We start from the raw sequence: 26498 nt of genomic DNA, 5'->3' as shown, positions 1-26498 counted from the left end.
CTCAGGTTTTCTTATCATATCTTGAAATGGTTAAACTTCAGAGCAATGCTTCCTGACATATCAAGAAAAACTTCTACGATACGCGGTCTGGCTTCCTAGAAGGTACGTTGCTAGACGTTTTTCTTATATTCGGTAGGAGACATTCCCATGCGTTTCTCAAACTGTTTTAAAAAATGATGGTAATTGGCGTATCCAACCTTTTCCGAGACCTCGCTATTTTTGTACTGATTCATCTGTAGCAACCGACATGCCTCCTCAACCCTCAGGTTATGAAGCAGTTCATTGAAGCCGATTCCATTTTTGCGTATCAACAGTTGCCCTAAGTAAGCCGGATGCAGGAAGAAACGTTCAGACAGCATCTTAATCGTCAATGCCTCCCGGAAATGCGCATGTATGTAGTCGTTGATATCCTGCACAATACCCTGCGCTTCGAATACGCTCTCTTTAAGCAATAACTCAAAGCAGACTCTACCGCACGAATGCAGCATGCCGATCAAATCATCAAAGGTTAACAGTGCTTCATCCAGATCCGGGATTTCGAACAAACGGTAATTCTCTGAATCTTCAGCCATTTGCGCCCTCATGTAAGCCCGAATTTCATGAAGAAGGTAAATTACAAATTTCCGAGCCTCATCCGGATGGACCCGCATCTGTCGAAAAGATTGCTCTATAAACTCCACAGCGGACTGGTAGTTATTGTAATCAATGAGCTGAAGTGCTCCCAGCACTCGCTCAATCAGTTCAACCTGTTGGTAATGCCTTTGAAAATCATGGTTCTGGAGATCGGTATAATCCAATATGCTGTTCCCTTCCACTTCATAAAAGGCGTGCAGCAGCGCCTTCTCTGCTGTTATACGGGAGTTGCTGATGTGATGAAGAGAGGATTCGGTTGAGCCAATCGCCATATATGTACGAAAGCCCGCCAGACGGCGAGCCAGTGCTTCTAATTGTTTTCTTAAATTGTCGCTCGTTCTCTGCGGCCCGGGGGAAACATCGCCGAACACAATAGATACGAGATCATTTCGCATACGAATGATATAAATAACATGCCGTCCGTTCATAACCTCTGAAGCAAGACTGCTCCACTGGCCAAAGTCTTTCTCCGACACCTGAACCAGGCAGACATTCCAGGATTCAGCTGACCGGGACAGTGAGTCCATTAATTGAGTCCCTTCTGCTGACAGCACTTTGCCTAATAAAGCCTCCTTCATTGTCAAAATCTCCTGCTCTCTCAATGCGATCTGCCCAATATAAAGCTGCTCTTGCTCCTTCATCAGTTCCTTGCCCATCATACGAATTTCGGACTCCGCCTGTTCCTCGTCCAATGGCTTTAAGAGATAACCGGAAACTTTGAATTTAAGCGCTTTTCGCGCAAACTCAAAATCGCTGTACCCCGTAAGAATAATGAACTTGGTCGACCAGTTACCTCTACGCCGCCATTCTTCAATCATTTCAAGTCCATTCATGATTGGCATATGAATATCCACCACAACAAGATCGGGCTTTAGCTCTTCCATTCGTTTTAATCCTTCCGCACCATTGCCGCACAAAGCGCCTACCTCAAAGCCAAGACTTTCCCATGGAATCACCAGCTCCAAGCCCTCTAGCGCCCATGGTTCATCATCAATCAGCAGCACTTTAAATGCCATTGTCTCTACCTCCCTCTTTACCCTGATGCTCTAGCAGTTGCAACGGTATTTCGAATGAGACCTCTGTCCCCTCACCTATTCTGCTCACCAGGTTAAAATTCACTTTATCGTCATAATACAATTCAAGACGGCGATATACGTTACGTATGCCAATATTACTCTCCCCGCTCTCCTCCTTGCTTCGCATATGATACAGAACCTCTTGTAACCGTTCCTTGTTCATGCCCTTACCATTATCAGATACAACGACGCGCAGGCGCTCGCTCACAACTTCCGCTTTAATTTTCACATAGCCGAGCCCCTCAATAGCCTGAATTCCGTGTTTACATGCATTCTCGGCCAATTGCTGGATACTCATTTTGGGAATTCTATACTGACTCGCCTCATCGCTAATATCAATGTAAAATTCAAACTTGTCTCGAAAACGGAATTTTTCAATTCCCAGATACATGACCGTAAAACTCATCTCTTCTTCCAGGGTGACCACATCGTCCTTCCAATTCAACAGACGGCGAAGCAGCTTGGATAGGTCCTTGATAATATCCTTAACATCCGCATAATTGTTTTTGGTGCTGACCACCAGCAGCGCATTGAGCGTATTGAATAAAAAATGGGGATTCATTTGGCTTTGCAGCAAATTCAGCTCAGCGCGAATGCGCTCAGCTTCCTGGCTCCGCTGCTGAATTTCAAGCTTGTACACATTATTGATCAAGGAATGGATCTGTGCGGTCATCATATTGAAATTACGAATCAGATGACCTATTTCATCCTGTCCACCATCAATGTTGATCAGATCAAATTTCTCGTTACCCACCTTTTGCATATGTCTGGACAGACGCTTCACTCGATAATTGTATGAACGCAGCATGACATAGATGAAGATGGAGGTAACCAAAGTAATGATACCGGCCAGCATGCCGTAATATAGTTTCATGGAAAGCATTGCTTGTTTGACACGTGTTTCCTGAGGCACGCCAATGAGCTTCCAACCTTTCACATAGCTGGCATTGCCAATCGGGACGATATGTAGGTCCTGGTCTGCCGCCTTGCTCGTATCGAATAACGCATAATCACTACCTACCTCGCCCTGATACTTGTCATCTGTGGACACGATAATTTGATTCTCGGCGTTGACCAGATACAGGTCCAGCGAACTTTTCTCTCTTGCAATAACGTCATAGAACCGATTCAGGTAAAAATCAATGCGTACCAACTTCTTGTAAGAGTTGTCTGCGTTGTAATAGTCCATTTTTTCAATCACGCTAAAATAAGACGAGGTCGCCGCGCGATCATTCACCGCCTGATCGCGATAAGCGAGCACACTTAGTGTTTCCCCTGCCTTTTCCCATTGTCTGTACCAGGCACTGGTTTTCATTGAGCTGCCCAGATAATAATAGTCCCCTCCTGACACAATGGTTGGGTTATCCGTGTAGATGCCGATTCGCTGAATCTGATTGTTCACGGGAATATAGGAAGTCATCCGATGGCGCAGCTGCTCGTCGAATGTATTGTAGAAATCCAGCTGGCCATTGTATACACGATCCATAGATTCAGACAACAGCTTGTCCGTGATTAAGGCGTGACTGACAGCTACCCCCCCGTCAATCATGGTGTGAATATCCTTTCTGGCCCGCCCCAGTGAGATTTGCAAATTCTGTTCTTCCCGCTCCTTGATTAGCCCCGACATCCGATCCATGAACAAATAATTGCTTGCTATGATTGGAAGCAAAATACCAAAAACATAGATCAGCATAAACTTGTAGTTCAAAGGAATATCGTTCACGATGCCGCGAAATCGGATTTTTTTAAGCATATCTTCCATCGCCATCCTTCATTTGTTACTTGTCGAGTGTATCTACAGTTGTTTCCGGTATGCAGAAGGAGCCATCCCCGTCATTCGTTTGAACTGACTTACAAAATAATCGGCATTGGGGTACCCTGAATGGACCGCAACTTCGGCTATGCTGGAACAGCTCTGACGAAGCAGCCTCTTGGCTTCCTCGATCCGTTTATCATTCAGATATTCCCGAAAAGACTTACCCGTCTGCTGTTTGAAGGCTTGCCCCAAATAGTTGGCATTCATATGAAATTTCTGTGCAAGTTCCTGGAGCTGCAGCTTCTCCCGAAACTCCTGGTTAACATATTGCACCACACGAAAAATCGTGCTGCATTCTTTTTCTTTCCGCTGCTCCTGAAGAGCTCTCAAAGCGTTGAGACTTAATATAAGCGCATATTCCCGAAATGCAGGATAAGAGTCAATATCAGTTAAGCCTCCTAACATAGGTTGCAACTGCAACACAAACCTGTCAACATCTCCATCCAGCTCCTTCAGCTGCTTGAGAACTCCCATTTCAAGGGCGAGCAATTGTACACGAACATATTCTATATCCGACACAGGTAACCCCCGGTCTGGATTCGCAAGCAGCTCTTGCACGCCTCTCTCCAGCCCATCCTCTTCACCTGTTAAAATAGTTCTAAACAGATTAGTCAAAGCTTTTTGGTTTACGGTTGCGATGCTACCATTTCGTGGCAAATCTTGATCGTGAAAAATACCGCTCCCTTTCTGATAACGCTTCCATTTTAGCGTAGATAATGCTTTTTCATATACCGTCCGCATAGCGCCTACTCCACCTGAATGATATCCAAATGCCATAATGATCGATGCATGATCGGAGTACATCTCAAACAGGTTTCCCCCTAACCTCTCAAGCCAGCTCAAAGAATCTTCAATTTCAGCAGCAAACACACCCATTCTTCCTTCAGCATCCATAAAAAATTCATAGTGATGATCGCTTGCAAAACGCTGTACGTGTGACTGTATTTCCTCATTGCATGAATCCGTCTCAATTAAAAGACAGGCCATGTTCTCATGACCCTCCATTTGCAATAAACTTTCCACTTCGGCTTGCAGTTCGCTGCTGTCCTCCCCTTGAAACAGGCGGTTGAACAAACAATTTACATATAAAGTACGCTCGTGTTGATGCAATTTCTCTGAGACAAGCTCGTTCTGAATTTTAAGACTCATCTGTTCTAATACGTTTTCAATCTCAACCTCATCAATGGGTTTGAGTAAATAATCCTCCACACGCTGTTCCAGCGCTGTTTTCGCATAATCGAAGCTATCGTATCCGCTTAATATGACAAATCGCGGCGGTTTGGCTAGTTTTTGCATCGAACGGCCAATCAGCTCAAGTCCACTAACGGAAGGCATATGAATATCTGTAAATACCAGGTCTGGCTGAAGATCCTCAATAATGGCCCAAGCAGCATTTCCGTTCTCGGCCTCTCCACAAATTTGAAAACCGTATTTGTTCCAATTTACCATTGTTCGTAGACCTTCCAGTACCCATGGCTCATCATCCACCAACAAAACATTCATCATTCTTGTTTCCCCCCGTTAATAGTGATGAATAATCTGCTTTTACCTTGGACACAAACATTAATCTCTCTGTTTCAATTATGTGTCAGCGTACTCCTCGAAATTAAGATATTTATTAAATCATAACATCCAAGAAAAGAATACCAATACTTCAAGCCAATAAACAATACTTTTTAAAGAAAATGATTTAATTTGAACAGCCATGTCTATGGGCAAGAATGTTGATTAACTTACCAAATGGATCACGGACATAGAATCGACGAACTCCCCAAGGCTCATCCGTAAGTTCATATTCTATTGTATAACCAGCGCTTTTCATGCGTTCGTACACTACATCAACATCATCGACTTCAATCGAAAGATCAGGTGTAGGTGTATTGGAGCCACCTTGTGTGGCAATACTTATTTGAACGTTATCCTCCCCAAGTAATCCGTAGGTTTCAATCCAACCCTGATTCATCAATGAATCAAGTTCAAGCACGTCCTGATAAAAGCTTTTTGCTGCTGCAACGTTCTCCGTATGAATATTGGTAACAATTCGTTTTACCTTCATATTCAGAACCTCGATTCAAATAATATATTCCCTCCATTGAGGAAGCCTCTCCCTTAATTCACATTATCATCTAGTACCATGTTATTCAATCGACAAAAAGGCTAACCAGAAGATTCTGGCTAACCTGATAATGCAAAAGTGGGATGTAGCCCTTATGAAATCATAAATTTTGGCCAATCCAATAATAAGAAATTAATTCAGATGAAAATCTAGGGGAGTGACTTTTTTTTCTTATTTTCTTCCTTTAGTCGTAGTGTACGAATATAGTTAAGTATTCCCTCTGATGTACGACGTTTCTGATAAGAGGCGCAGATCAAGTTTGGTTCCTGCCTAATATAACTGCTATTTCGAATCAAGAATATAGCGGTTCCATTTCTGTTGCCAGGCGATATCATCCCAGAATGGATGATGCGGTGCACAGTTAGAGCATAGAGTCATTCCCCAGAAGCCCAGAGCCATTCCTTTTCGCAGCGCGTACTCTGCAATAAATTTCCCCACAGGCCCCTCCTCGAATCCCGCTAACAGCGGCGTATAACCAACGTATCCTTCCCCTATAACGACTGGCAACCCGGAATGAGCCGCCCATTCATGAGCTTCCTCCAAGCGCATATCTGCCTTTTGCAGCATTGCCAGCTTATGTTTACTGTAATTGTCATATAAAAAAAGATCCCATTGGTCTGGCTCCACCCAGTCATGCAGATAAAGCAGTCTAAGCCCTACCGGATTTCCTTCCATCCTCCATTCTTGGCCACGGGGTAGCGAGTACTCTTCAAATGGAGGCGCATCCTCCCGCAGGAGCGATTGGACGAATGCGCCGGGAAAAGGTGCCTGGTCACCCTCAAGTCCTGCCGCTTCGGTTAATTCACTCAATACCCCTTTGATATAGAGATGAAAATGTGCAACCTGTAAATTTCCCGCTACATAGGATTTGGGATAGGCTTCATTTAGTGTATAGCTTGCTGTCATCAGGATATCCGGGTGCACACTTCTAAGATAACCTACGGCCTCTTCAATATAAGGCTGCATGGCTTCCACTAGTGCCGGTACATTGGACGGGGCAATACCTTGAGCGGTTCCAATCTCGGTCAATTGCCCGAACTCCACCTCATTATGCAGCTCCGCGTAGACGATCTGCTTATCGTATCCTTCTGCTTTTATATACCGGATAAGCTGATCCATGGATCTCGCAATAGCCATAAATCGCTCCTCCGGAGCTATGGCAGCCAGCTCATCGCGCAACCCGGGAAAAGCCAGAAAGCTGGGGCTCTGCTGATATTCCCACGAAGACAGCATGATATAACAGCCATGGGCCTTGGCCTGTCTGAACAACTCCAGCAAATGCGCATGCCCATCCAGCTCGGCGCCGCCCCGACAGCTGTACCAGCGTGTCCGCTGTCCGATCTCACCAAGACTACCGAAGTGTAACGGGCCCGACCGTTTGCCTTCCGCCGTAAACAATAAGAAGGGCATCGCACAGATTCGGATCGTATTGTAGCCCCTCTCTACCGCTTCCTTAAATCTCGTCTCTAGGTCGCTGTATGGTTCTCCCGGTAAGGTCATGGTGTACCAGGAGAAATCCCACATTGTGATGGTTAGTTTGCTTGGTAACTTGCTAAGCGCTACATCCATTATCATTACACCCTCTTTTTAGTTTTTAGCAATACAGATTTTTCCCTCTGTGACCCAACCAATGGACAATGTTATTTGAGGAATCATCAAGGTTGAAATCCTTCACGCCATTGCCGGGGATACCCTCTATGAACCATTGCCCCTTGATGAGCTGGCTCCATTTTCAGAACCAACTCAAGTTCGGTTCCGGCTTCTTCGTCACGGCCAAGCCCCAGAAGTCCCAAGCCTCTCATGTATCGACAATGGATTACATTGCGCTGGTTCAAATCATCCTCAAATACCAGGAAATCCGGCAAGGATACAGCAAAATAATCCATTTGGATATCGTCAAAAATATGCTTTTCAGCATAATCAATTAGTTTATTGAAGCGACGCTTGGCTTCCTTCTCGTTACGGAGCTTCAACCAGGCCAACCCTTGGTAAAAGATCATTTCTGGCGGCTGATCGTTGTAGAACAACGCACTTGTCGGCTCTGCCAAACCCTGTGAAGCTATGGTGTAACTAGCGATGGCTTCTGATTCCCGCTGCAGACCTTCGTAGGCCATGCCGAGATAATAATAAATATTATTCTCCTGAGTTCCTTCCAACTTACCTTCTCCCAGATTCAACGGATAGACTAATGCTTGTTGTAAATGCTGAGCTGCTGCTTCATAATGACCGTTTTGCAGCGCTTGTTTACCAAGCTCGGTATGAGCCAACTTATATTGCCCGGTCACTTTCCCCTCTCCACCTTCCCACGGATGGAAATTGCGCAGAGACAAGGCAGCGATTGCCTCTTGATAACGTTTAAGATTGTTTAGCAAGGTTACGTATTCCACATACAGATCATCCCGCTTCTCAACCAGATCTCGCCGCTCTTCAAGCATATTTAGGCGTTCGTCTATTGACCATGCGAGCTTCTTACGCAGCTGATCCAGTTCATAGAAGATACGACCATCATGCGGTGCACAAGCAAAGGCCATCTCAAGCGAAGTTAGGGCCGCTTGCGGGTTGTTCTGCTTGTTGTAATAGGCCAACCCCAAGTTGCGGTGTACCGTCGGATAATCATTGCGGAGTTCGCGGGACCGCTCCCAGCTGGCAATCGCCTCGATAGGCCGTTTCTTGTCATAATAGAAATTTCCCAGATAGTAATGAGCCTTATCGTCCTCCGGATTAGCATGAACTGCACTTACCAGCAGCTCATGTTCAAACAACGTGTTCGGGAAACAATAGATTGGATCAGCCCATTGTCCCTTACGGCGAGCTTCTTGAGCATGCTCATGTTGTCCGGTACGTTCATATAATGCAGCGAGTGCATAATACAGCATCGGATAGACGGAATTCTCCGGATTCACTATTCTTTCCCCTACTTCAATGGCTTCTTCGTAGAGACCGCTGTTCATATAGTCTGCGATGACATTCAGGTAGTTGTGAGCATCATTTCTCATCAATTGCTGTAATTCAGACAAAATACCCTGTGCAGCATCCTTATCTCCCAAGGCTGAATAAGCCAATGCCAATTCATTATAAGCTCCAAAATCCGCAACATCCAATTCCAGGGTTTCAAGTGCATAGCCCTTTGCTTTATCAAACAACCCAAGCTTGCGTAGCAATGCGGCTTTCAGATTACGCGCTTTGTAGTTTCGGGAATTGCGGATGAGTGAACGCTCAACCTGTTCCATTGCCTCGACGTACTGGCCTTTCAAGGTGGAAATCTGAGCAAGTGAGAAGTACCCTGCATCCTGCCATGCTGCCGACCATACCGATTTGTGAAAAGCAGCAAACGCTTCATCCAAACGGCCTTGGCCACGCAGTGCTACCCCCAGCTGGTAGTATGCCTCGCTGTCATAAGGATTCGGATTACGCCAGGTCAACCGCTCCATCGCTTTACGGAAATACGGCTCGCTGTCTATATATAATCCACGGCGAAGCAGTAACGTTCCATAAGCTACATTCAACCGGATATCTCCGTTGTCCCGCTTCAAGCCTTCCAGATAGTAGGCTTCAGGCTCAAACGTAGCATGACGATATTGCTCCAGATGCTGACCAGCCAAGTACAGTTCTTCGGTTGAATGCAGTTCTTCCGGTGCCACCAGTGGTCTGGCAGCATCAGGGACGCGCTCAATATCCTTACGTTTCGGTTGATAGGAAATCAGCAGCCTGCCTTCCCTATTTCGGACAGAAAGCTTCAAATCATGCTCCTGCTCCCCGCTCTCCAGCGGTATAACCTTCTGGTAAACCTTTACCGGGGACAATTCAAGCGTTTCCTGTAGATATCGGGTTGCTGCTCCGCTTAACTCCACAAGGGCATGTTCAAGTTCAGATGTGGCATATACCTTGATTACTGCCTCTCCGGCTTCAGCATCCACTTCCAGATTGATGGCTGCTTCGATGGAGGCATTTTTTACGACACCGATGTTTTTGTAGGGCATGAAATACTGGGTGAAGGTCTTCTCCTCGTAGGGATGCAGCCATGTAAAGTCGGGCTGATTGTCTGTGTACACTCCAGTCATGAGTTCAATGTACGGGCCGTCTTCATCGGTCAATTGACGGTCCCACGCCTGACCGAACTCCCCATTTCCCCAGGTCCATTGTTTCTTGCCAGGAGAAATATGATGATTCGCCACATGCAGCAATCCGGCCTCTACGCCGTGATCGTATGCGCCGACAAAATTATAATCGGATTTATAAGCCATGTACGAAGTCGGAACCGGGATGTTTTTATACCGTGAAATATCTACGCCTTCCGAATAATCCTGTTTGTAATAGGTCCCGGTCGCGATTGGGAAACGCGAGACATCCCTTTTGCCATGATCAAATACAGCCGTTACGTCTGGAGGAAACACGGATTGCGTATATTCATTAACCGCTACAGCCGGATTCGCCCACCACAGGAAGGTCTGCGGCTCAGGTGTCCGGTTGTATAATTGAGCATGGATCTCCAAGTAGGCTTTGTCTGGATAGAGCTTGAAGGCTGCCGTTACTTTTGTGCCGTACATCCGGTCAATCTCACTTACCCATACTGTAGCACTGCCATCGTCATTTTCCTCGTATTTGTATTCAACCGGACCAAATGTATTAGGGCGGTGGTGCTGAGGCCAGTTAAATTCAATTCCTCCGGAGATCCAAGGACCAGCAAGGCCCACCAGCGCAGGCTTAATAACACGGTTATAATAGACAAAATCATAATTGTTCGTCTTGTCAAGCGCGCGGTAGATTCTGCCGCCGATTTCCGGCATGATCTCAATACGGATATATGGATTCTCCAGAATAACCAATTTGTAATTTTTATTATGCTTCACATCCGAGATACTCTCGATCACTGGATGCGGATATACACGACCGGAGCTTCCCTGATAAACTCTTTTCTCCAGAAACATAGGATTCGGGTCAGCTTCACCCGCCTCATACGTTGGTATCAACACGCTGGTTTCCCACACTTGTACCTGATTGGACCCGGTTGGACCCACCTCCAGCTTATGATCCACAGCCTCATGCTTCATGTCAGAACTGCCTCCCTTGTCTTGATAGTTATACTGTATATGCTGGCAAGGCAGGTTCCAATTGACGAAATGCGGGTATTGATGGATTATATTCTTATTCTAATTATGAATTACGGGGGTAACTGGAATGGGGCCAGCCCATATTCGCAAGCGTGAGGGATTTGAAGAGCAGAAGCTATATGTACTTCCGGAATATTGGATGAAAGAACTGGAACAAGAAGAACTGACCTCTACCTTATTCATTACGGATATCGGCTATTTTCCCAACGCTCAGTATCATTTCAGGGAACGTCTGGAAGGCAGTCCATCACATATTTTCATTTTTTGTGAAGCGGGAGAAGGATGGGTTGAGCTGAATCATGGAGAGCGAATGATGATGCAGCAGGGAGATATGATGATCATCCCACCCGAAACTGCACATTGTTACGGGGCAATGCAGAAGAATCCATGGAGTATCTACTGGTTTCATTTCAAAGGCAGCCATGCGAATCGATTGGTGAAGATGTTTGGTTTGTCTAACGCCTCTCTCTCTTTATCGCCAAGCGGCAAAGCCCGTTTAATGGAATGGTTCGTCCCTACTTATGAAATGCTGGCCGAGCGGACATATGCTCTGATTACCCACATACATGTGGCCCAAACGACAAGACAGTTGCTTTCCGGGATTGGCTTAAATGCCGTCAAATCAGCACAAGAGAAGAAACGTGAATCTTACCTGGAACAGGCAATTCAATACATGAATGTACATATGAGCGACTCTATTTCTCTTACAGAGTTGGCTATGCATGTCGGGGTATCGAAGCAGCACCTGATCTTTCTGTTTAATTCTGAAACGGGTGTCGCTCCGATCGAATATTTCCTCCGGCTCAAGATTCAGCGGGCTGGTCATCTTCTGGATCTTACCGAACTGAGTATTAAGGAAGTCAGCTATGCAGTGGGCATTAGTGATCCCTATTATTTCTCCCGCCTCTTCAAAAAAATATCGGGATACTCCCCTTCCAGCTATCGGAAGATCCCGAAGGGCTAACCTTTCGAAATTTCTTTGCCGTCTTTCCTTCATTACACACAATAGAAAAACCGTTGAGTCTTTAAATTAAAGTTCAACGGTTTTCTGTATTCAACAGGGTGGAACCCTCATATTCTCAATTAAAGTCAGGATCAGACTGAGCATGTTGTGGGGTTTGATGCGAGATGTTTTTAACGAGTAGGAAGTAAGTAAGAATCGCAACAAGACTCGTCATTAATAAAGTGAGTCCTAACGGGACAGCAGTGTCTTCACCTGCGATACCAACCAGAGGAGCAACGAGGGCACCTAGAAGGAAAGGAACAACTCCGAGCAGTGCTGCTGCACTTCCAGCCATCTTGGCTTGACTCTCCATGGCAAGCGGGAAAGCCGCAGTAGACGTAATCCCTATGGAGCAAACGAAGAAGAACAATGGAATGACCAAAGCGAACAGCGGACCATGAACTATAGTTACCACCAATGCAGCAGCGCTTGCCGCCAAAGCAAGCCAGAGTCCAGCTAATAGAAGGGTCTGCTCCGGTATACGTTGTGCCAACCGTCCCACGATTTGAGAACCGATAATCAAGCTGATCCCGTTCGAGGCAAATAATATAGCAAATACAGTTGGTGTGACTCCATAAATATTTTGGTAAATAAATGGTGTTCCCGCTACATATGCAAAGACGCCAGCCGTCATGATTCCCTGTGCCAGCATATAACCAACAAATTTGCGGTCACGTAGAAGCGTTTTGTAATTCCCCAACTGCTGCTTGAAGTCGGGAGCCATACGTCGTTCAGGCGGGTTGGACTCTTTCAAACTCCATTTGGTCATTATTAATAAGAAAACGCCCAAAAATGAGAGTGAGATAAACACACCAATCCATGACGTGAATGAAAGAATACCACTTCCAGCGATCGGTGCTGCCAAGGGCCCTAAATTCCCTACAAGCAGCAGCAAAGAGAAGAATTTAGTAAGTTCATGTCCACTATAAAGGTCCCTAGCTATCGCACGAGAAATGACAATCCCTGCTGAGGCCGCAAATCCTTGAGTGAAACGAAACAAAATCAAGAGCCCGATATTAGGAGCATATGCGCACGCCAAGGAGCAAATAATATAGGCCGCCATGGAGATTAACAACGGTTTGCGTCTACCGTGAGCATCACTCAAAGGACCCATAACGAGTTGTCCCATACCTAACCCTAATAAACAAGCAGTAAGACTAAACTGAACAAGTGATGCGCTTGTATTGAAATTCCCTGCAATCTCAGGGAAAGCCGGTAAATACATATCAATCGTAAATGGACCTAATGTTGAAAATAAACCCAGCAGCAATGCCAGGCCAAATACATTCCAATTATTGCTCTTGCTCTTCATCATTGTTGATTAAATCTCCAATTCATTACGTGATTTAGTTTATTTGAATCGTCATTACAATCCATTTAGCATTACCTATCCCCTGTTCACACCCCACATCCTGTTTATCCTAACAAATTGTAAATGCCCTACTCCAGAAAAGCCACTTATTTTTCTTTCCTAATCGGAGTATAAGACATAGAGTTAACTGTAAGTCAAATCATATATTTTAAAAAGGGGGTTGGGCGCATAACCACTGGATAAGCTTATCCGCTTCATAATGAAACCAAAGTTCGTTTAAAAACAATCATCGCCCCCTACTAGAACAAAGTATAGTTTTGCTCTAGTAGGGGGCGAGACTATTAATGCATCAGCCTTGCAGTTTTCTAATGATTTAGTGCACAATGAGGACTGGGCATTTTGACAACTGTGAAACCTTGTGGCTGACACTTCCAAGCATCATTTCTTTTATGCCACTTAGCCCCCGGCTTCCAATTATAATAAGTTGCTGCTCAGTATCCTTTGCATATTTTAATATTTCATGTGAAGGATCTCCCTTAAGAAGAACTGTTTCTGAGTTAATCCCCACAGATTTTAATTTGGATTTGGCTTGTTGCAACTTTTCCAGACTCGCTTTCTTCATTTCGTTCAATATTTCTTCCAAGAAATTCTCTGGTAAATAGGTCATACCATTCGATACATATTCCTGACTAACATTAACCAAGGTAACTTGGCTTTGTTTGTCTCGGGCTATTTCAACGGTTGCATTGAGAAGTTTGTTCGTTATTTCAGCTTGATCAATGGCCACAATAATTTTGTTAAACATCGTTATCATCCTTTCCGTGGCAGCTCATAACTACTTCCGCTACCTACAAAACGGTTTCTTGCTGCCCCCATTCCGGCTAACAAGAGTAAGACCGAAGCGCCAAGCAAAATGAAAAGCGGCATATCCCAACTATTTGTCGCATCATGCAGATATCCTATAAGGGCAGGACCAATTGCGGCAAGAAGATATCCGATCGATTGCGCCATGCCAGACAGTTCCGCAGCTTGATGTGCATTTTCAGTGCGTAACCCGAAAAACATCATGGATAAACTAAAGGCGAAGCCCCCACCAATTCCCAGTAATATGATCCACAATAATATGATATTGGAGCTTCCGTAAAGAAGCCCGAGCGTTCCCGTCAAAAGCAAAATGGTAGTGATAACCACTAACAAACGTTGGCTAGACATGCGCCCTGCAATAACAGGAACAATAAATGTAAATGGAAGCAGTGCTAATTGCATTATCGAGAGGTACCAACCTGATTGGGTCGAATCAATTCCTTGCTGCTTTAAAATTTCAGGTAACCATGCGATTAACACATAGAAAACCATAGACTGTATACCCATAAACAAGGTTACTTGCCATGCAAGAGGGGAACGCCAAACACTCACATCGTTACTGGCCCTCTGTTGACTTGTCGTGACTGTTGGCTTCGATTGATTTCTTAATTGGGGTAACCAACAGAGAATGGCTACAAAACTTAGAATCCCCCATATTCCTAACGCTCCCTGCCATTTAAGACCTGCGTTCACTGCTAGCGGTACACTGATTCCTGATGCGATGGCTCCACATAAACACATTGAAACAGAGTAGAGACCTGTCATAGAGCCAATTTTATTAGGGAAATCTCTTTTGATTATACTTGGCAATAATACATTACATATGGCAATTGCAAATCCGAGAATGGCTGTTCCAATATACAGATTGGCTTCACCAGATAAAGAACGTATTACAATACCAATTGTCAAAAAAATTAGGGCAAGCAAAATGATACGTTCCACCCCATATTTTCGGCCTAATTTGGGTACTAGAGGTGATAATAAAGCAAAGGCAAGCAAGGGTAAAGTCGTTATCAAGCCCGCTAATGTATTTGAAATATGAACGTCATCCCTTATTAGACTCACTAAAGGACCCACTGATGTTAAGGGAGTACGTAAATTAGCAGCAATAAAAATAATGCCAAGAATGATAAACCCTATAGAGGATGGTAGGGCTTTTGTATTTTGATTGTTCAGCATCTCCATTACTCCTTCCTGAAATTACAGGTACTATTTGTTCTCTGCTGATTATAAAAATGTTGTAATATGATCCGCGCGGACAACAAAAGTATATTATAATATATCATTATTTACAATAAGTATTTTATATTATAATTTAATCTTCTGAAAAACAAAAACAACTCTGAATTCCGGTGATGGAATTCGGAGTTGTTTTCATAAGCGAAAATATGCTACTTTTAGAAACCATACTTCAAGGCTATATGCAGCACGGTTTCACTATTGGTATGATTGGTATAAGAGTGTGGAGAATCAGCACGGAAACTAATCGTATCGTATTGATTCAATGTGTGAATCTCTTCATTGACTTGAATTTCAATAGATCCCGTCATTACGGTCGCAATTTCAGTTGTATTCACATGATGTCCTTCAGGGTGATAGGAGCTATTGGGCTGTATGTAAGCCCGACACATTTCAATATCGCTGCTAGCATTTTTAAAGACGGGCTCAATAACCCAATTTTTTTGTTCATTAGAAAAACGCAGTCCTTCGCCGGCTCGATACAAACTTACAGGCTCTTCTGATTTGAACAAAGCCAAGAGTGGTAAAGATATGCCTTTGGAAATTTTCCAGATCATCGCCAAAGTTGGATTTGTCTCTCCACGTTCGATATTTCCCAAAGTAAGTTTGCTCACGCCTGTCAATTCCGCTAAGTCATCTAAGCTCATGTTGTTTTCTTTTCTGTACCTTTTTAAGGCAGCACCAATTTGTAATACAAGTTGTTTGGATTCATCGACTTCTTCCATTTGATATTCACCTCAACAAAAAAGCAATTATAAGCTAGTATATCGTTTATCAAGATTCTTTTCCATACGATGAGAATTCAGGAGAAGAAGGCGAGATATCGGCCAACCATCAATTTATGGATGCTACCTGCGGAAAACGGGGGCCGTCATCTATGAGAAACATATAGTCGAATTTCGTACACTTCTGCCCGATCGCCCCCGTGCGTTTCCTTGATGATGACCCTAATCCGTTTGGATAGTATCGGATTCTCAAGACGATGAATCTTTTTGCGAGTAAGGTTATGGTTATCACCAGCAATACGTTCCCATTGCCCATTAATATAAGCCTGCACCTCATAGCTCTTAACCAACTCCGGAATGGTCAGAAACGGTGTTTCATGATGATGCAAATTGATCAAATCCTCATTAACATCGTCATTAAAAGTAAGGTGAATTTCCCGAATATCCACTGGTTCTGGAAGGTTGACTTCAACCCATTCTTCACGGCCATTAGCGATGGGTTCTGATACCCACAGCTGTGGACCGCCAAACGGACGAACATAGCCGTTGATGACTTTATCAGGTGAATACGCGCCAGTCTCAACTGCAAAACAAAATGGCTTTCGGACAAGGCGCTTCATCGACCATTCGATAATTGGCTGATTTGGCTGATGATCCTCCAGATCGGAGCTGACTATTGGTTTGACCCCTCTCTCAAAGGCGAGGACACCACTTATCGGGACAGCTGATGTGTAGAGACTAACTGCTTCATTCGCCCGAACAATGACAAATACATTGCAAGGATCGCCTCCAATCATTGCACTGTCTGCAGGCACATCCAACCATTGCTCCTCACCTACATCGACTTGGATGTCCAAAGCTTGCTTGAAGTTTGCCGGTACATAATTCTCATGGCGACCTGTGTCCCACAGTTCAATAGTCAAACTTGTCGCTTCTCGGGCAGAGACCAACAGCCTAAATCCTTCAATTCCACCCTCGGTCGGGAACAGCCATCCAACGTCAGCGACCAGCCGGTACTCCTCCGAAGGTTCGTTGATCGAAATTCGGGTCATCGTGCTTGAAGCCGTGATGGTCCCCTTTCTCGCAATGTCAGCGGAATCCATATTTCTCAGTCCTATAATTGAGGCATCGGTCCGCAACATCGTTTGCTGCAATTCGGTTAAATGCTGCTCACGCAGCTCACGAGGCGTGATACCTTTAATTACCGACAAGGCAGCGCCTACACCTGCGGCTTCTCCCATTACCGCACAAGTTGCCATGACGCGGGTTGTTCCGAATGCAACATGCGATGCACTGATATTACGTCCCGCAAACAGCAGATTGCTGACATTGCGGGAATACAGGCTCCCAAACGGAATATGATAAATGCCATCTGCATGCAGATGCTTGGAGCCGCTCTCGCTTGCATACATCCCTTGTGGGGGATGCAGGTCGATGGACCAACCGCCAAAGGCGACGCGGTCGTCGAATGGGCGTTGAGAGATAACATCATTTTGCGTCAGAATCGTATCACCAAGGAAGCGGCGGTATTCGCGTTTGCCTGGAATCGAGCCCACCCATTCCAACGTCATCTCCTCGGCCTGAAACTTGCCGGAGTTCTTAATATAATCCCAAACGCCATAAATAACAGACCATAACTCATCCCGAATCTGCTCATTCTCATGTACCGTATCCAGCTCTCCGCCCCATTCAATCCACCAGTAATGACAGCCCGAATCTCCACTGCGGATCACACGCTTTAGCGGAATGGGGGTTGTCGTAATGTCTTTAGCAAACGATGGGGCTACAAACCGTACCGGTTTTCCGGTATCTTTCGTATAGAACAGCAGTGTGCTGCCAAGCGTAATATCATCAGCAACTTCCGGTGCCCATTCTTCCCCGAACTCATGACGGGCTTCACGGCCAATCCGGTATGCTGCTCCAGCGAGAAATCCGACGAGTCCGTCACCTGTACAGTCAAGGAACATCTCACTTTCAAACGTAATCTCACGCTCGGAGCCCATCATCCAGCCTTTCACGCTACGAATTATCCTTGCATCCTTCTCACCGTCTGCTTCTACTTCTCTAACATCTGTATTCATAAACAAAGTGAGATTAGGTTCGGCTCTTACTGCCTCCAGCAAAGTAACGTCCCACAAATAAGGGTTGCCTTCCGGATTCCGTTGTTGATTCTGAATGAATAATTCACCCATAATGCCGGTCTCCCGTGCATAACGATTCACGCCATGCCCCGTTGCACCGCATACCCATACACGTACCTCGGAGCTGGAATTGCCGCCAAGTACAGGACGATTATGCACAAGTGCAACCTTTTGACCTAATCTTGCCGCTGCAATAGCGGCACAAATCCCGGAAAGTCCTCCGCCAATGACCGTAACATCGAATAATAGTTTTTCGCGTCTCATTATATAAGCCTCCTTTGAATTAGCCTTTTACAGCTGAACTGGATACGCCTTGAATAATATATTTCTGACCAAGCAGAAAGATTAAAATCATAGGGATAATCGCTGCGGAAGAAGCTGCCATCATGCCGTTATAGTCAACGTTGTTTTCCAGAACGAAATTTTGTAAACCAAGCGGAATTGTATAAAGCTTTGGACTCTGCAGGAAAACCAGAGCATTCTCATAATCATTCCACTGCCAGGAAAAATCGATAATCGCAAACGTTGCAAGCGCTGGTTTGGCTAACGGTAACACCAGCTTGAAGAAAATCCGAAAATGACCCGCACCATCGAGTAATGCAGATTCTGTAATCTCGTTCGGAATACTGAGAAAGAATTGACGGAGCATAAATACACCAAATATCGAGAACATGGCTGGCAGAATTAATGCCCAATGTGTGTTATAAATATGAAGCCAGTTAAACAGGATAAACTTCGGAACAAAAACGACTTGAGGAGGAATCATCATCATGGATAGATACACGATGAAGAGAGTATTACGTCCTTTAAATTCCGTACGGGCGAAGCCATAAGCAGCAAAGGCCGACAAAAAAACAGCACCAGCTGTACCAATCACAGCAATCTTAATGGAGTTCAAATAATAAGGGAGAAAATTATAGTTCCCCGTCCAGATTCGCTTATGGCTGGTCCAGTCGAGCTTCGAAGGAAGCCATTGACGGAATACTTCACTCGGGGTCTGGAAGGAAGTACTGAGCATCCATAGAAAAGGAACAATCATAAACAACCCTGCAATTAACATGAGGATCGTGACAGAAAGCTTAACCGAGCGTGTCTTCGTTGTTCTAAACATAGGCCAGCTCCTCTCTAGTAATGGACCCAGCGTTTTTGGCCGACCCATTGGATTATGGTAATGACAAGAATAACTGCAAACAGGAACCAGGAAATGGTTGATGCATAGCCCATCTCATAATAGCTAAATGCCGTTTTGTAGACGAACAGCGACAGAATCGTGGTGCTTCCGCTTGGGCCGCCGCCCGTAATCGCTTGGATGAGAGAGAAGGATTTGACCGTCATAATCAGCCCCGTAATCAGTAGCATAAATGTCGTTGGACTAACAAGCGGCCATACAATCCTCCATGTAATAGTCGCTTTCCCTGCACCGTCGATACGTGCGGCTTCAAGTTGCTCGGTCGAAATCTCCTGCAGGGCTGCCAGATAGATAATCATGTTGTAGCCTAACATAAACCATATCTGCACGACGTCAATGGCATACATCGCCGAACTCGAATCAGCGAACCAGCCGGGAGGCGATACAATGCCGATAAAGCGAAGCACTTCATTAATCGGCCCCTGGGACGGCTGGAACAGCAGCATCCATACAAAAGCAACGGCAACACCGCTAGAGATATATGGCAGGAAGAACATGCCTCTAAGCAATCCTTTCAAATACACGCTCCGGTTAAGCACAAGAGCAACGAGAAATGCAATTGCCAATGAGACCGGAACGGACATCAGGAATATGATTGTATATTTAATTGAAGCATAGAACTGATCATCACCAAAAAGGCGTTTGATATTATCTAACCCGGTGAACGTCCAATTCGGATTGGCGAATTGATAGTCCGTGAACATCATAAAGAAGGAGTACAAGGCTGGCAGAATAAAAAATGCGAGGATACCGAGCATATTAGGCAAAATAAATACGTAGCCCACCCAGCCTTGTTTCCGAATCCAGCTGTTCCTTTTCACAGAAAACGCCGCCTTTCTTCTCGTATGGAACTTTTTAAATACAGCAAAGAGAGAAGACGGAAGCGAAGAATCCTTCTTCTCTCTTAGGGATATTGTCAATATTCGATTATTTGATTATTTGATATATTCCTGATGGCGTTTGGCCATATTCTTAAGCGTTGTATCGATATCCTGCTCATTCAGGAAGTATTTCTCGTATTCTTCCTTGCGGGCATCCAGCGCTTGCTGCGGTACATTTAGCTGGAATGATGGGAACTCTCCGAACACAACGCTATTCATCGACTCTGTATCGTATTTGTCTTCAACACCCTTGAGCAGCAGGTCCATCGCCTGCTTGTTATCGACGCTCTTCGAGGATGGAAGACGTCCTCCGCTCGCCATCGGCAACATTCCGCCGTCCGCATACCACTTTGCGAATTTCCATGCCGCATCCTGATGCTTGGATTTTGCATTAACGGAGAGCATGTCACCTAAACCGCCAGCATATTTATAGTCCTTTTGATCGGCAGATACTTTCGGAATTGTAGCGAATGCGATTTTGAAGTCATGCGGAAATTCCTTCAGGTTATTGGCGTTGCGGAAAATAAATTCTCCTGCGGCTAACATCGCTGCCTCCCCTTTGAGGAACATTGTATCTACCGGCATTTTGCTGGTTACTTGTTCACCATATTCGGGTGTCGAATTGTCTACAAACATCATGTCATGCACGATTTGAAGCTGCTTTTTCCAAAGATCATTATTGAAGTTAGATGTTCCTTCCGGCGTGGTTACGCCAAGGCCCGCAATGGTACCGTCAATTGCAGCGGTAAAGGCAGCATCATGCTGCATAAGACCGTACACATTTGATTTTGTTAGCGCTTTCGAATATTCCCTCAAGTCATCCCATGTCCAATCAACGGGAGGAATCGGAAGACCGGCTTCATCCAGCATGCTTTTGTTAAGCCAGATGAATAACATGTTTTTCTTTGTCGGAATGCCATAATACTTATCCCCGATTTTCCATTGAGCGGCGTCTACCCCCATTTGCTCGTCGATGTTGTAATCAGTTCTGCTGCTCAGATCCAAAGCGACTCCTGCATCAACACGTTTCTGTAAACGGTTAATCGCGTAGTTGACGAACAAGTCTGCGTCCTGACCCGTCATGAGCGCCGTATCCAGCTTCAGGTTGCCGGGGTCATCATTTACATAACGGAAGTACTCGACCTGAATGTCAGGATTTTCTTTGTTCCAGCTGTCAATCACTTCTTGAGGTCCTGCCTCGGCAGGAACAGCTCCCCAAAGTGTGAGATTAATGGTCTCACCAGCATTTTGATTCGCCGATCCCGCACTCGCTCCTTCGTTGTTAGCCCCTCCGCATGCGCTGAGCATCGAAGCTGTCAAAGTCGTAATCAAAGCTGCCTTTAACCAATTTCTATATTTCATTTACAGTCCCCCTTATCAAGTTGATAAGCTGCTTGCTACGTCTTTAACTTTATCACCAGCCTGACATTGGGGGTATGAACGGTGTTTGGATATTCATAGAACGTTTTTTTGTTCTTTCCGGTATTCATTTGGAGTCAACCCGCACCACCGCTTGAATATTTTAATGAAATAATTGTCGTTCTCGAAGCCTACCAACCTGCCAATTTCACTCACCGTTTTCTCCGTCTCTGTCAGCAGCATTTTCGCTGCTTGAACGCGGCGGTTCTGAATAAAATGCGTCATCGTGATCCCCATCTTCTTCTTGAATAAGTCACTAATGTAACTGGCATCCATGCGAACATATTCAGCCAATCTCTTTAATGTCACATCCTCGGCGAAATGCTCCTCAATGTAAGTAATCATTCGGTTCAGCTCTCGATGATTTGTTGGTTCTTGGACAGTCTTATCCGGGAACCATTTATCTGCCAGGCGAAGCTTATCCATTCTCGTCAGCTCTCCGGCTACTTTGTCCATGGTTTGCTTCAGTTCCTTCAAATCCAGAGAAAGTTTCATCAAATAACCTGAAGCCCCGTATTCCAATGCTTGTCTGGCATACTCGAATTCACTTACTGCCGTCAACATAACGAATCTGCATTCATGTCCTTCCTTTCTCGTGAGCTGGAGTAAACGGATGCCATCCATTAGCGGCATGAAAATGTCGGAAATGACAACATCGGGCTGCAGTTCCCGAATCAACTGCAAACCTTCCTCGCCATTTACCGCCTCACCGATAATTTCAAACGGGATATTCGCCTTTGTAAACAATTTGCGCAAGCTTGCTCTTGCGTATTGTTCATCTTCAACGATCAATGTGCGCCACAATGGTGCTCCCCTCCTTCAAATATGGTTTGGATAACAATAATGGGAAATGCATGATGACCTGCGTTCCTTCGTCCGTCGACTCTATCCGAAGTCCTGTTGGCTGGTTCTTAAACATAAGCTCCAAGCTCTCGCGAAGGTTTTGTACACCAATGCTTTTTCGTTTCCGGTAGGACTGATTCGCCTGGGATTTTTTCATTCCAATGCCATTATCTGCAACCTCCAAAATAAGCAGCGAATGTTGGATTGATGCACGAATGTCGATCCGCCCCTCAAGCTGTGATTGTCCAAACCCGTGAATCAACGAATTTTCTACCAGCGGCTGCAGACAAAATTTCGGAATCAGTGCATACTCCAGATCCCTGGAAACTTCATAATGGAGCTCGATGCCATGTCCAAACCGTTTCCGTTGAATATCCATATAGGATTCAATTAGCACAATCTCCTCCTTCAGAAGAATAAGATCAACCTCCAGATTCAGCGTAGTTTCTAATATTTTTCCTAGCGATACACAAATCTCGTAAATCTCATCTTCATCCTTATCCAGTGCTATGCTCTTGATTGTATTCAGCGTATTCAGCAGAAAATGAGGATTCATCTGACCAAGCAACACCTGAAATCGGACAAACTGCTTTTGCCGCTCCTCAAGCTTTAACTGTTCCAACAGATTATTGATGTCTGCGATCATGAAATTGAAGCTTCGGGTTAGCGCCAGCAATTCACCTCTGCCTTGTTCCGGCAGCTTTGTCTTCAAATTCAATTTTACGGTTGTCTCCATCTTTCGTTGAAGGTGCTTTAAAGGACCGGTAACGGTTGAAGAAATGAAATAAGTCAGCAGCACAAACAGCAGCAGGATGGCCCCATATACGGTATAGAACCTCAGCTTCTGTTTGTTCACTTCTTCGAATAACAAGGATAGGGGAATCTTTTTCACAAGATAACCGTCAAGCTCTTGAATCTTGCTATAGGTATACATCATATGATCGTTCACAATGGATTGGGAGGAGGTATCCTGTCCCTGGCTATGACTTGCTGCTGTAATAGCAGATGACACGGTAGAGGGTACGTTGTCCCCCGACTTGGACTGAAGCATAATATTCCCATATCCATCCATTAGAAAATAGGCTCCTTCCCTATCGCTGCCGAATGTATTTTCCTCCGTTTTTTCCTGAAACCATGCTTCATAATCAATACTAAAACGTCCATAAGCGAATGGTTTCAGTCCGTCGTCACGTAGGACTTCGTAAAGGCTCAGCATCCGATTTCCTTTTCTCTCACGAATGCCGGTCGTCAAATCATTGGATTTCCATACGTACCGTTGTCCGTCAGTCCTCTTCAGCTCCTGTACCCAGGGCTCGGAACTGATGCGGGCATAATTCAAAGAATTCTGCGGTGTATACGAAGTGTAAGCGTTTCCTTTTAAATCGATCAATGTATAAAATACGGTAGCTCCCGTAAGGAAAAAACTGTTTTCAATACTAGCAAATTTATTTTCCACAATTCGCTTTCGATGGATGGCATCATATAATTCCGGCTTCTGCATCACTTCGCGGAGAACAGAATCCTGATCCAGCAGCATCCCAGTCTTCATCACAAGACTCATCAAATCAATAAGATCGGCTTTGATGCCTTCGAGTTGCTTGACGTTAATGTCCGAAGCATCCCGCTGGAGCATAACTTCCGTTTCTCGGAAGTTGTAGAGAACCAATATGGCTATAGGCGTCAGGAGGAATAACAGAAACGAAAATAGTATTCGGTGTTTAAACGTACCTGGCGTAATTCGTCGCAGCCATCTGGTCAACATGATTGTTGTTCAGCCCTCCCATCGGTGTATACCTCCCAATTTACTGAACATTAGGGCTAATCGCAACAGTAATTTGTAAGCGCTATTATGATGAGTTGGGAGTCTCCTCTTCCCCTATGGATAAAAAAACGACAGCCAAATAATTGACTGTCGTTAGGTTGAATACTATTTCCGAATTGATTTGAAGGACTCCGTCTGCTGTGTAATACCTTTCTCTGCCGCAAAACGCTCAATGCTGGATGCGCCGAAGAATCCATCAATGCCCTTCGTTCTCTCAATGACATAAGCCGCATCCTCCGGCTCTGCAATGGGTCCACCGTGGCAAATAATCATGATTTCCGGGTTCACAGCCCGTCCTGCTTCAATAATAGCCTCAATTCGTTGCACACAGTCGTCCAGGGTCAGTGCTGTTTTTGCACCAATGGAGCCCTTGGTCGTCAACCCCATGTGTGCTACCAAAATGTCAGCCCCCGCCTCCGCCATGGCCTTTGCCTGAGCAGGATCAAAAACATACGGCGTAGTCAGCAAATCCAATTCATGGGCGATACGGATCATTTCAACCTCCAGATCGTACCCCATACCGGTTTCCTCCAGGTTTTGTCTGAACACCCCATCAATCAAACCAACGGTTGGGAAGTTTTGAACTCCGCTGAAGCCCTGCTCCTTCAGCTGCTTCAGGTATACCTCCATTATTCGGAAAGGGTCGGTGCCGCACACCCCTGCCAGAACAGGCGTATGTTTGACGACGGGCAGCACCTCGGCACCCATCTCAACGACGATTTGATTGGCATCTCCATAGGAGAGCAAGCCCGCCAGCGATCCGCGGCCCGCCATTCTATACCGGCCGGAATTGTATACGATCAACATATCTGCTCCGCCCGCTTCACTGCTCTTCGCCGTAATGCCTGTTCCTGCCCCGACACCTAGTAGAATTTTACCCTGCTTTACCTCTTCCCTAAATTTGTCCATAATTTCTGATCTGTTCAGCTTATTCATTTCGTTATCCTCCTTATTGGATTGATTAGGAATTTGATGTCATGAGAGCGATCAGCTTTTGTGCTGCGGCCTCTGCAAAGGCTGGATCGTTGATGGCGCAATCCATTTCAATCACTTCAACAATTGTGCGATCGACATGCTGGCGCAGGGTATCAAACAACATCCGGTCCTCCTCCGGTCCGTAGAAAGGCTCCCCCTCCACATCAATTGCGGATACGCCTCTAAGGGGCAGCATTAGCACGGTGCGTTCCTTTGCCATGTTCAGCTTCTCCGCAAGCTTCCTGCCGATCTGCTCATTCTCTTCCACCGTGGTTCTCATCAGAGTTACCGTCGGATTATGCTGATAGAAGGTATGATCCTTGAATTTCTCAGGCACCGTATCGCTCGGCCCAAAATTGCACATATCCAAAGCGCCTACCGAGACTACCTGCGGAATGCGATTGTGGCCTGCAGCCTCCAAGCGATTCGGCCCCGCAGTTAAGACACCGCCGATGATTTCATCTGCCCACTCCGTCGTCGTCAAGTCCAATACCCCTTCAATAAAGCCTGCTTCAATCAACGCCTCCATCGACTGCCCTCCGATGCCCGTGGCGTGGAACACAAGCACCTCGTAGCCCCGCTCCTCCAAATATTTTCTTGCCGCTGTCACACATGGTGTTGTCACCCCAAACATCGTAGCTGCAACCAGCGGCTTTTTATCCGGTTTATGCGTATGCTCAAACTTGAGCATGCCCGCCATCGCAAATAATGCATTTGTAAATATTTTTGTAGAAATGGAGTTCAATCCTGCTACATCCACCACAGACGGAATCATGACAATATCACTCGTGCCTACGTATGGAGCTGTGTTTCCAGAAGCAACGGTGGATACCATCACCTTAGGGACACCAATCGGCAGAGCTCTCATGGCAGGTGTGACCAGTGAGGTCCCACCAGTCCCACCAAAGGAAATGACTCCGTCAAATTTACCTTGTTTGTACAACTGTGGCACCAGCTTCTTCAATCCTATGGACAAAACCTCTGTAGCCAAAGCCCGATCCTTCTTTGCCGCAAGTTCTTCTATGACCATGCCTGCGGCGTGGGCGACTTCCTGATTGGACACATCCGGAACAAAGGACGATTCAAATACACCTGTATGAATCATCAATGTCCCCAACCCAAGCTCCTCTGCAATGCTCTTGATGTAAAGGTATTCGTCACCCTTTGTATCAAACGTTCCAATGATTGCGACGGTTTTCATTCCACGGCCTCCTCGTATGACTCTTTAGAAACCAAGCTCGATCGCAGGTAGCACGCTGATTTTTTTGGCTAACAGAAAAACCAGTACGATCGTTATAACTTCATCATACTGGTCCTGTTTATTTATGAAAAC

At 45.4% G+C, this 26498-nt stretch carries 19 protein-coding genes; 1 reads left to right on the top strand and 18 read right to left on the bottom strand.

All coding sequences use genetic code 11. The annotated features are described in order from the left end of the window. Nucleotides 1–110: 110 nt before the first annotated feature. The 6 genes from HW560_RS20400 to HW560_RS20375 form a co-directional block, all read right to left on the bottom strand. Entirely contained in the window at nt 111–1649 is a 1539-nt protein-coding gene (locus tag HW560_RS20400) for a response regulator transcription factor (protein ID WP_090899172.1), read from the bottom strand. Further along, a complete protein-coding gene (locus tag HW560_RS20395; RefSeq protein ID WP_256222096.1) occupies nt 1639–3462 on the bottom strand; it encodes a sensor histidine kinase in 1824 nt (607 codons plus the stop codon). The genes HW560_RS20400 and HW560_RS20395 overlap by 11 nt, the downstream gene beginning before the upstream one ends. A gap of 42 nt (nt 3463–3504) precedes the next feature. Beyond that, on the bottom strand, nt 3505–5031 hold the full coding sequence (locus HW560_RS20390; protein WP_090899178.1) for a response regulator transcription factor: 1527 nt from the start codon (nt 5029–5031) through the stop codon (nt 3505–3507). A gap of 184 nt (nt 5032–5215) precedes the next feature. After that, nucleotides 5216–5581, bottom strand: coding sequence for a VOC family protein (locus HW560_RS20385; protein WP_179264485.1), 366 nt, complete (start codon nt 5579–5581; stop codon nt 5216–5218). Nucleotides 5582–5923: 342 nt separating this feature from the next. Then, nucleotides 5924–7210 (bottom strand): cellulase-like family protein, encoded by a 1287-nt coding sequence (locus HW560_RS20380; RefSeq protein ID WP_179265869.1) that lies wholly within the window; start codon nt 7208–7210, stop codon nt 5924–5926. Between the two features lie 86 nt (nt 7211–7296). Beyond that, on the bottom strand, nt 7297–10692 hold the full coding sequence (locus tag HW560_RS20375; protein ID WP_179264483.1) for a tetratricopeptide repeat protein: 3396 nt from the start codon (nt 10690–10692) through the stop codon (nt 7297–7299). A gap of 127 nt (nt 10693–10819) precedes the next feature. Between HW560_RS20375 and HW560_RS20370 the strand changes: the two genes are divergently transcribed. Continuing rightward, complete coding sequence (locus HW560_RS20370) at nt 10820–11716, top strand: AraC family transcriptional regulator (RefSeq protein WP_179264481.1); 897 nt, start codon at nt 10820–10822, stop codon at nt 11714–11716. A gap of 115 nt (nt 11717–11831) precedes the next feature. Here the strand turns inward: HW560_RS20370 and HW560_RS20365 are convergent, their stop codons facing one another. From HW560_RS20365 to HW560_RS20310, 12 genes are all read right to left on the bottom strand, one after another. Next, complete coding sequence (locus tag HW560_RS20365) at nt 11832–13070, bottom strand: multidrug effflux MFS transporter (RefSeq protein ID WP_090899194.1); 1239 nt, start codon at nt 13068–13070, stop codon at nt 11832–11834. Nucleotides 13071–13440: 370 nt separating this feature from the next. Beyond that, nucleotides 13441–13872, bottom strand: a complete 432-nt coding sequence (locus HW560_RS20360; protein ID WP_179264479.1) for a universal stress protein — start codon at nt 13870–13872, stop codon at nt 13441–13443. Nucleotides 13873–13877: 5 nt separating this feature from the next. Further along, the gene (locus tag HW560_RS20355) at nt 13878–15110 is read right to left on the bottom strand and encodes a CynX/NimT family MFS transporter (protein ID WP_179264477.1); all 1233 of its coding nucleotides are present in this window, start codon (nt 15108–15110) and stop codon (nt 13878–13880) included. Between the two features lie 218 nt (nt 15111–15328). Beyond that, on the bottom strand, nt 15329–15895 hold the full coding sequence (locus HW560_RS20350) for a helix-turn-helix domain-containing protein (RefSeq protein ID WP_090899203.1): 567 nt from the start codon (nt 15893–15895) through the stop codon (nt 15329–15331). A gap of 146 nt (nt 15896–16041) precedes the next feature. After that, on the bottom strand, nt 16042–18300 hold the full coding sequence (locus HW560_RS20345; protein ID WP_179264475.1) for an FAD-dependent oxidoreductase: 2259 nt from the start codon (nt 18298–18300) through the stop codon (nt 16042–16044). A gap of 19 nt (nt 18301–18319) precedes the next feature. Continuing rightward, entirely contained in the window at nt 18320–19147 is an 828-nt protein-coding gene (locus HW560_RS20340) for a carbohydrate ABC transporter permease (RefSeq protein ID WP_064637560.1), read from the bottom strand. Nucleotides 19148–19161: 14 nt separating this feature from the next. Further along, nucleotides 19162–20046 (bottom strand): carbohydrate ABC transporter permease, encoded by an 885-nt coding sequence (locus HW560_RS20335; protein WP_076289323.1) that lies wholly within the window; start codon nt 20044–20046, stop codon nt 19162–19164. Between the two features lie 114 nt (nt 20047–20160). Beyond that, nucleotides 20161–21468, bottom strand: coding sequence for an ABC transporter substrate-binding protein (locus HW560_RS20330; protein WP_179264473.1), 1308 nt, complete (start codon nt 21466–21468; stop codon nt 20161–20163). Nucleotides 21469–21561: 93 nt separating this feature from the next. Next, on the bottom strand, nt 21562–22329 hold the full coding sequence (locus HW560_RS20325; RefSeq protein WP_179264471.1) for a response regulator transcription factor: 768 nt from the start codon (nt 22327–22329) through the stop codon (nt 21562–21564). Then, nucleotides 22307–24130: a cache domain-containing sensor histidine kinase gene (locus HW560_RS20320; RefSeq protein WP_179264469.1), complete on the bottom strand. Its 1824-nt coding sequence runs from the start codon at nt 24128–24130 to the stop codon at nt 22307–22309. The genes HW560_RS20325 and HW560_RS20320 overlap by 23 nt, the downstream gene beginning before the upstream one ends. Before the next feature lie 165 nt (nt 24131–24295). Further along, the gene (locus tag HW560_RS20315) at nt 24296–25126 is read right to left on the bottom strand and encodes a phosphoenolpyruvate hydrolase family protein (RefSeq protein WP_179264467.1); all 831 of its coding nucleotides are present in this window, start codon (nt 25124–25126) and stop codon (nt 24296–24298) included. 25 nt (nt 25127–25151) lie between these two features. Then, nucleotides 25152–26366: a Tm-1-like ATP-binding domain-containing protein gene (locus HW560_RS20310; RefSeq protein WP_090899222.1), complete on the bottom strand. Its 1215-nt coding sequence runs from the start codon at nt 26364–26366 to the stop codon at nt 25152–25154. Nucleotides 26367–26498: the final 132 nt, after the last annotated feature.

The organism is Paenibacillus sp. E222 (assembly GCF_013401555.1).
Lineage (GTDB): Bacteria > Bacillota > Bacilli > Paenibacillales > Paenibacillaceae > Paenibacillus.
The sequence above is the reverse complement of the archived record's forward strand: the minus strand, read 5'-3'. Positions and strand labels throughout refer to the sequence as shown.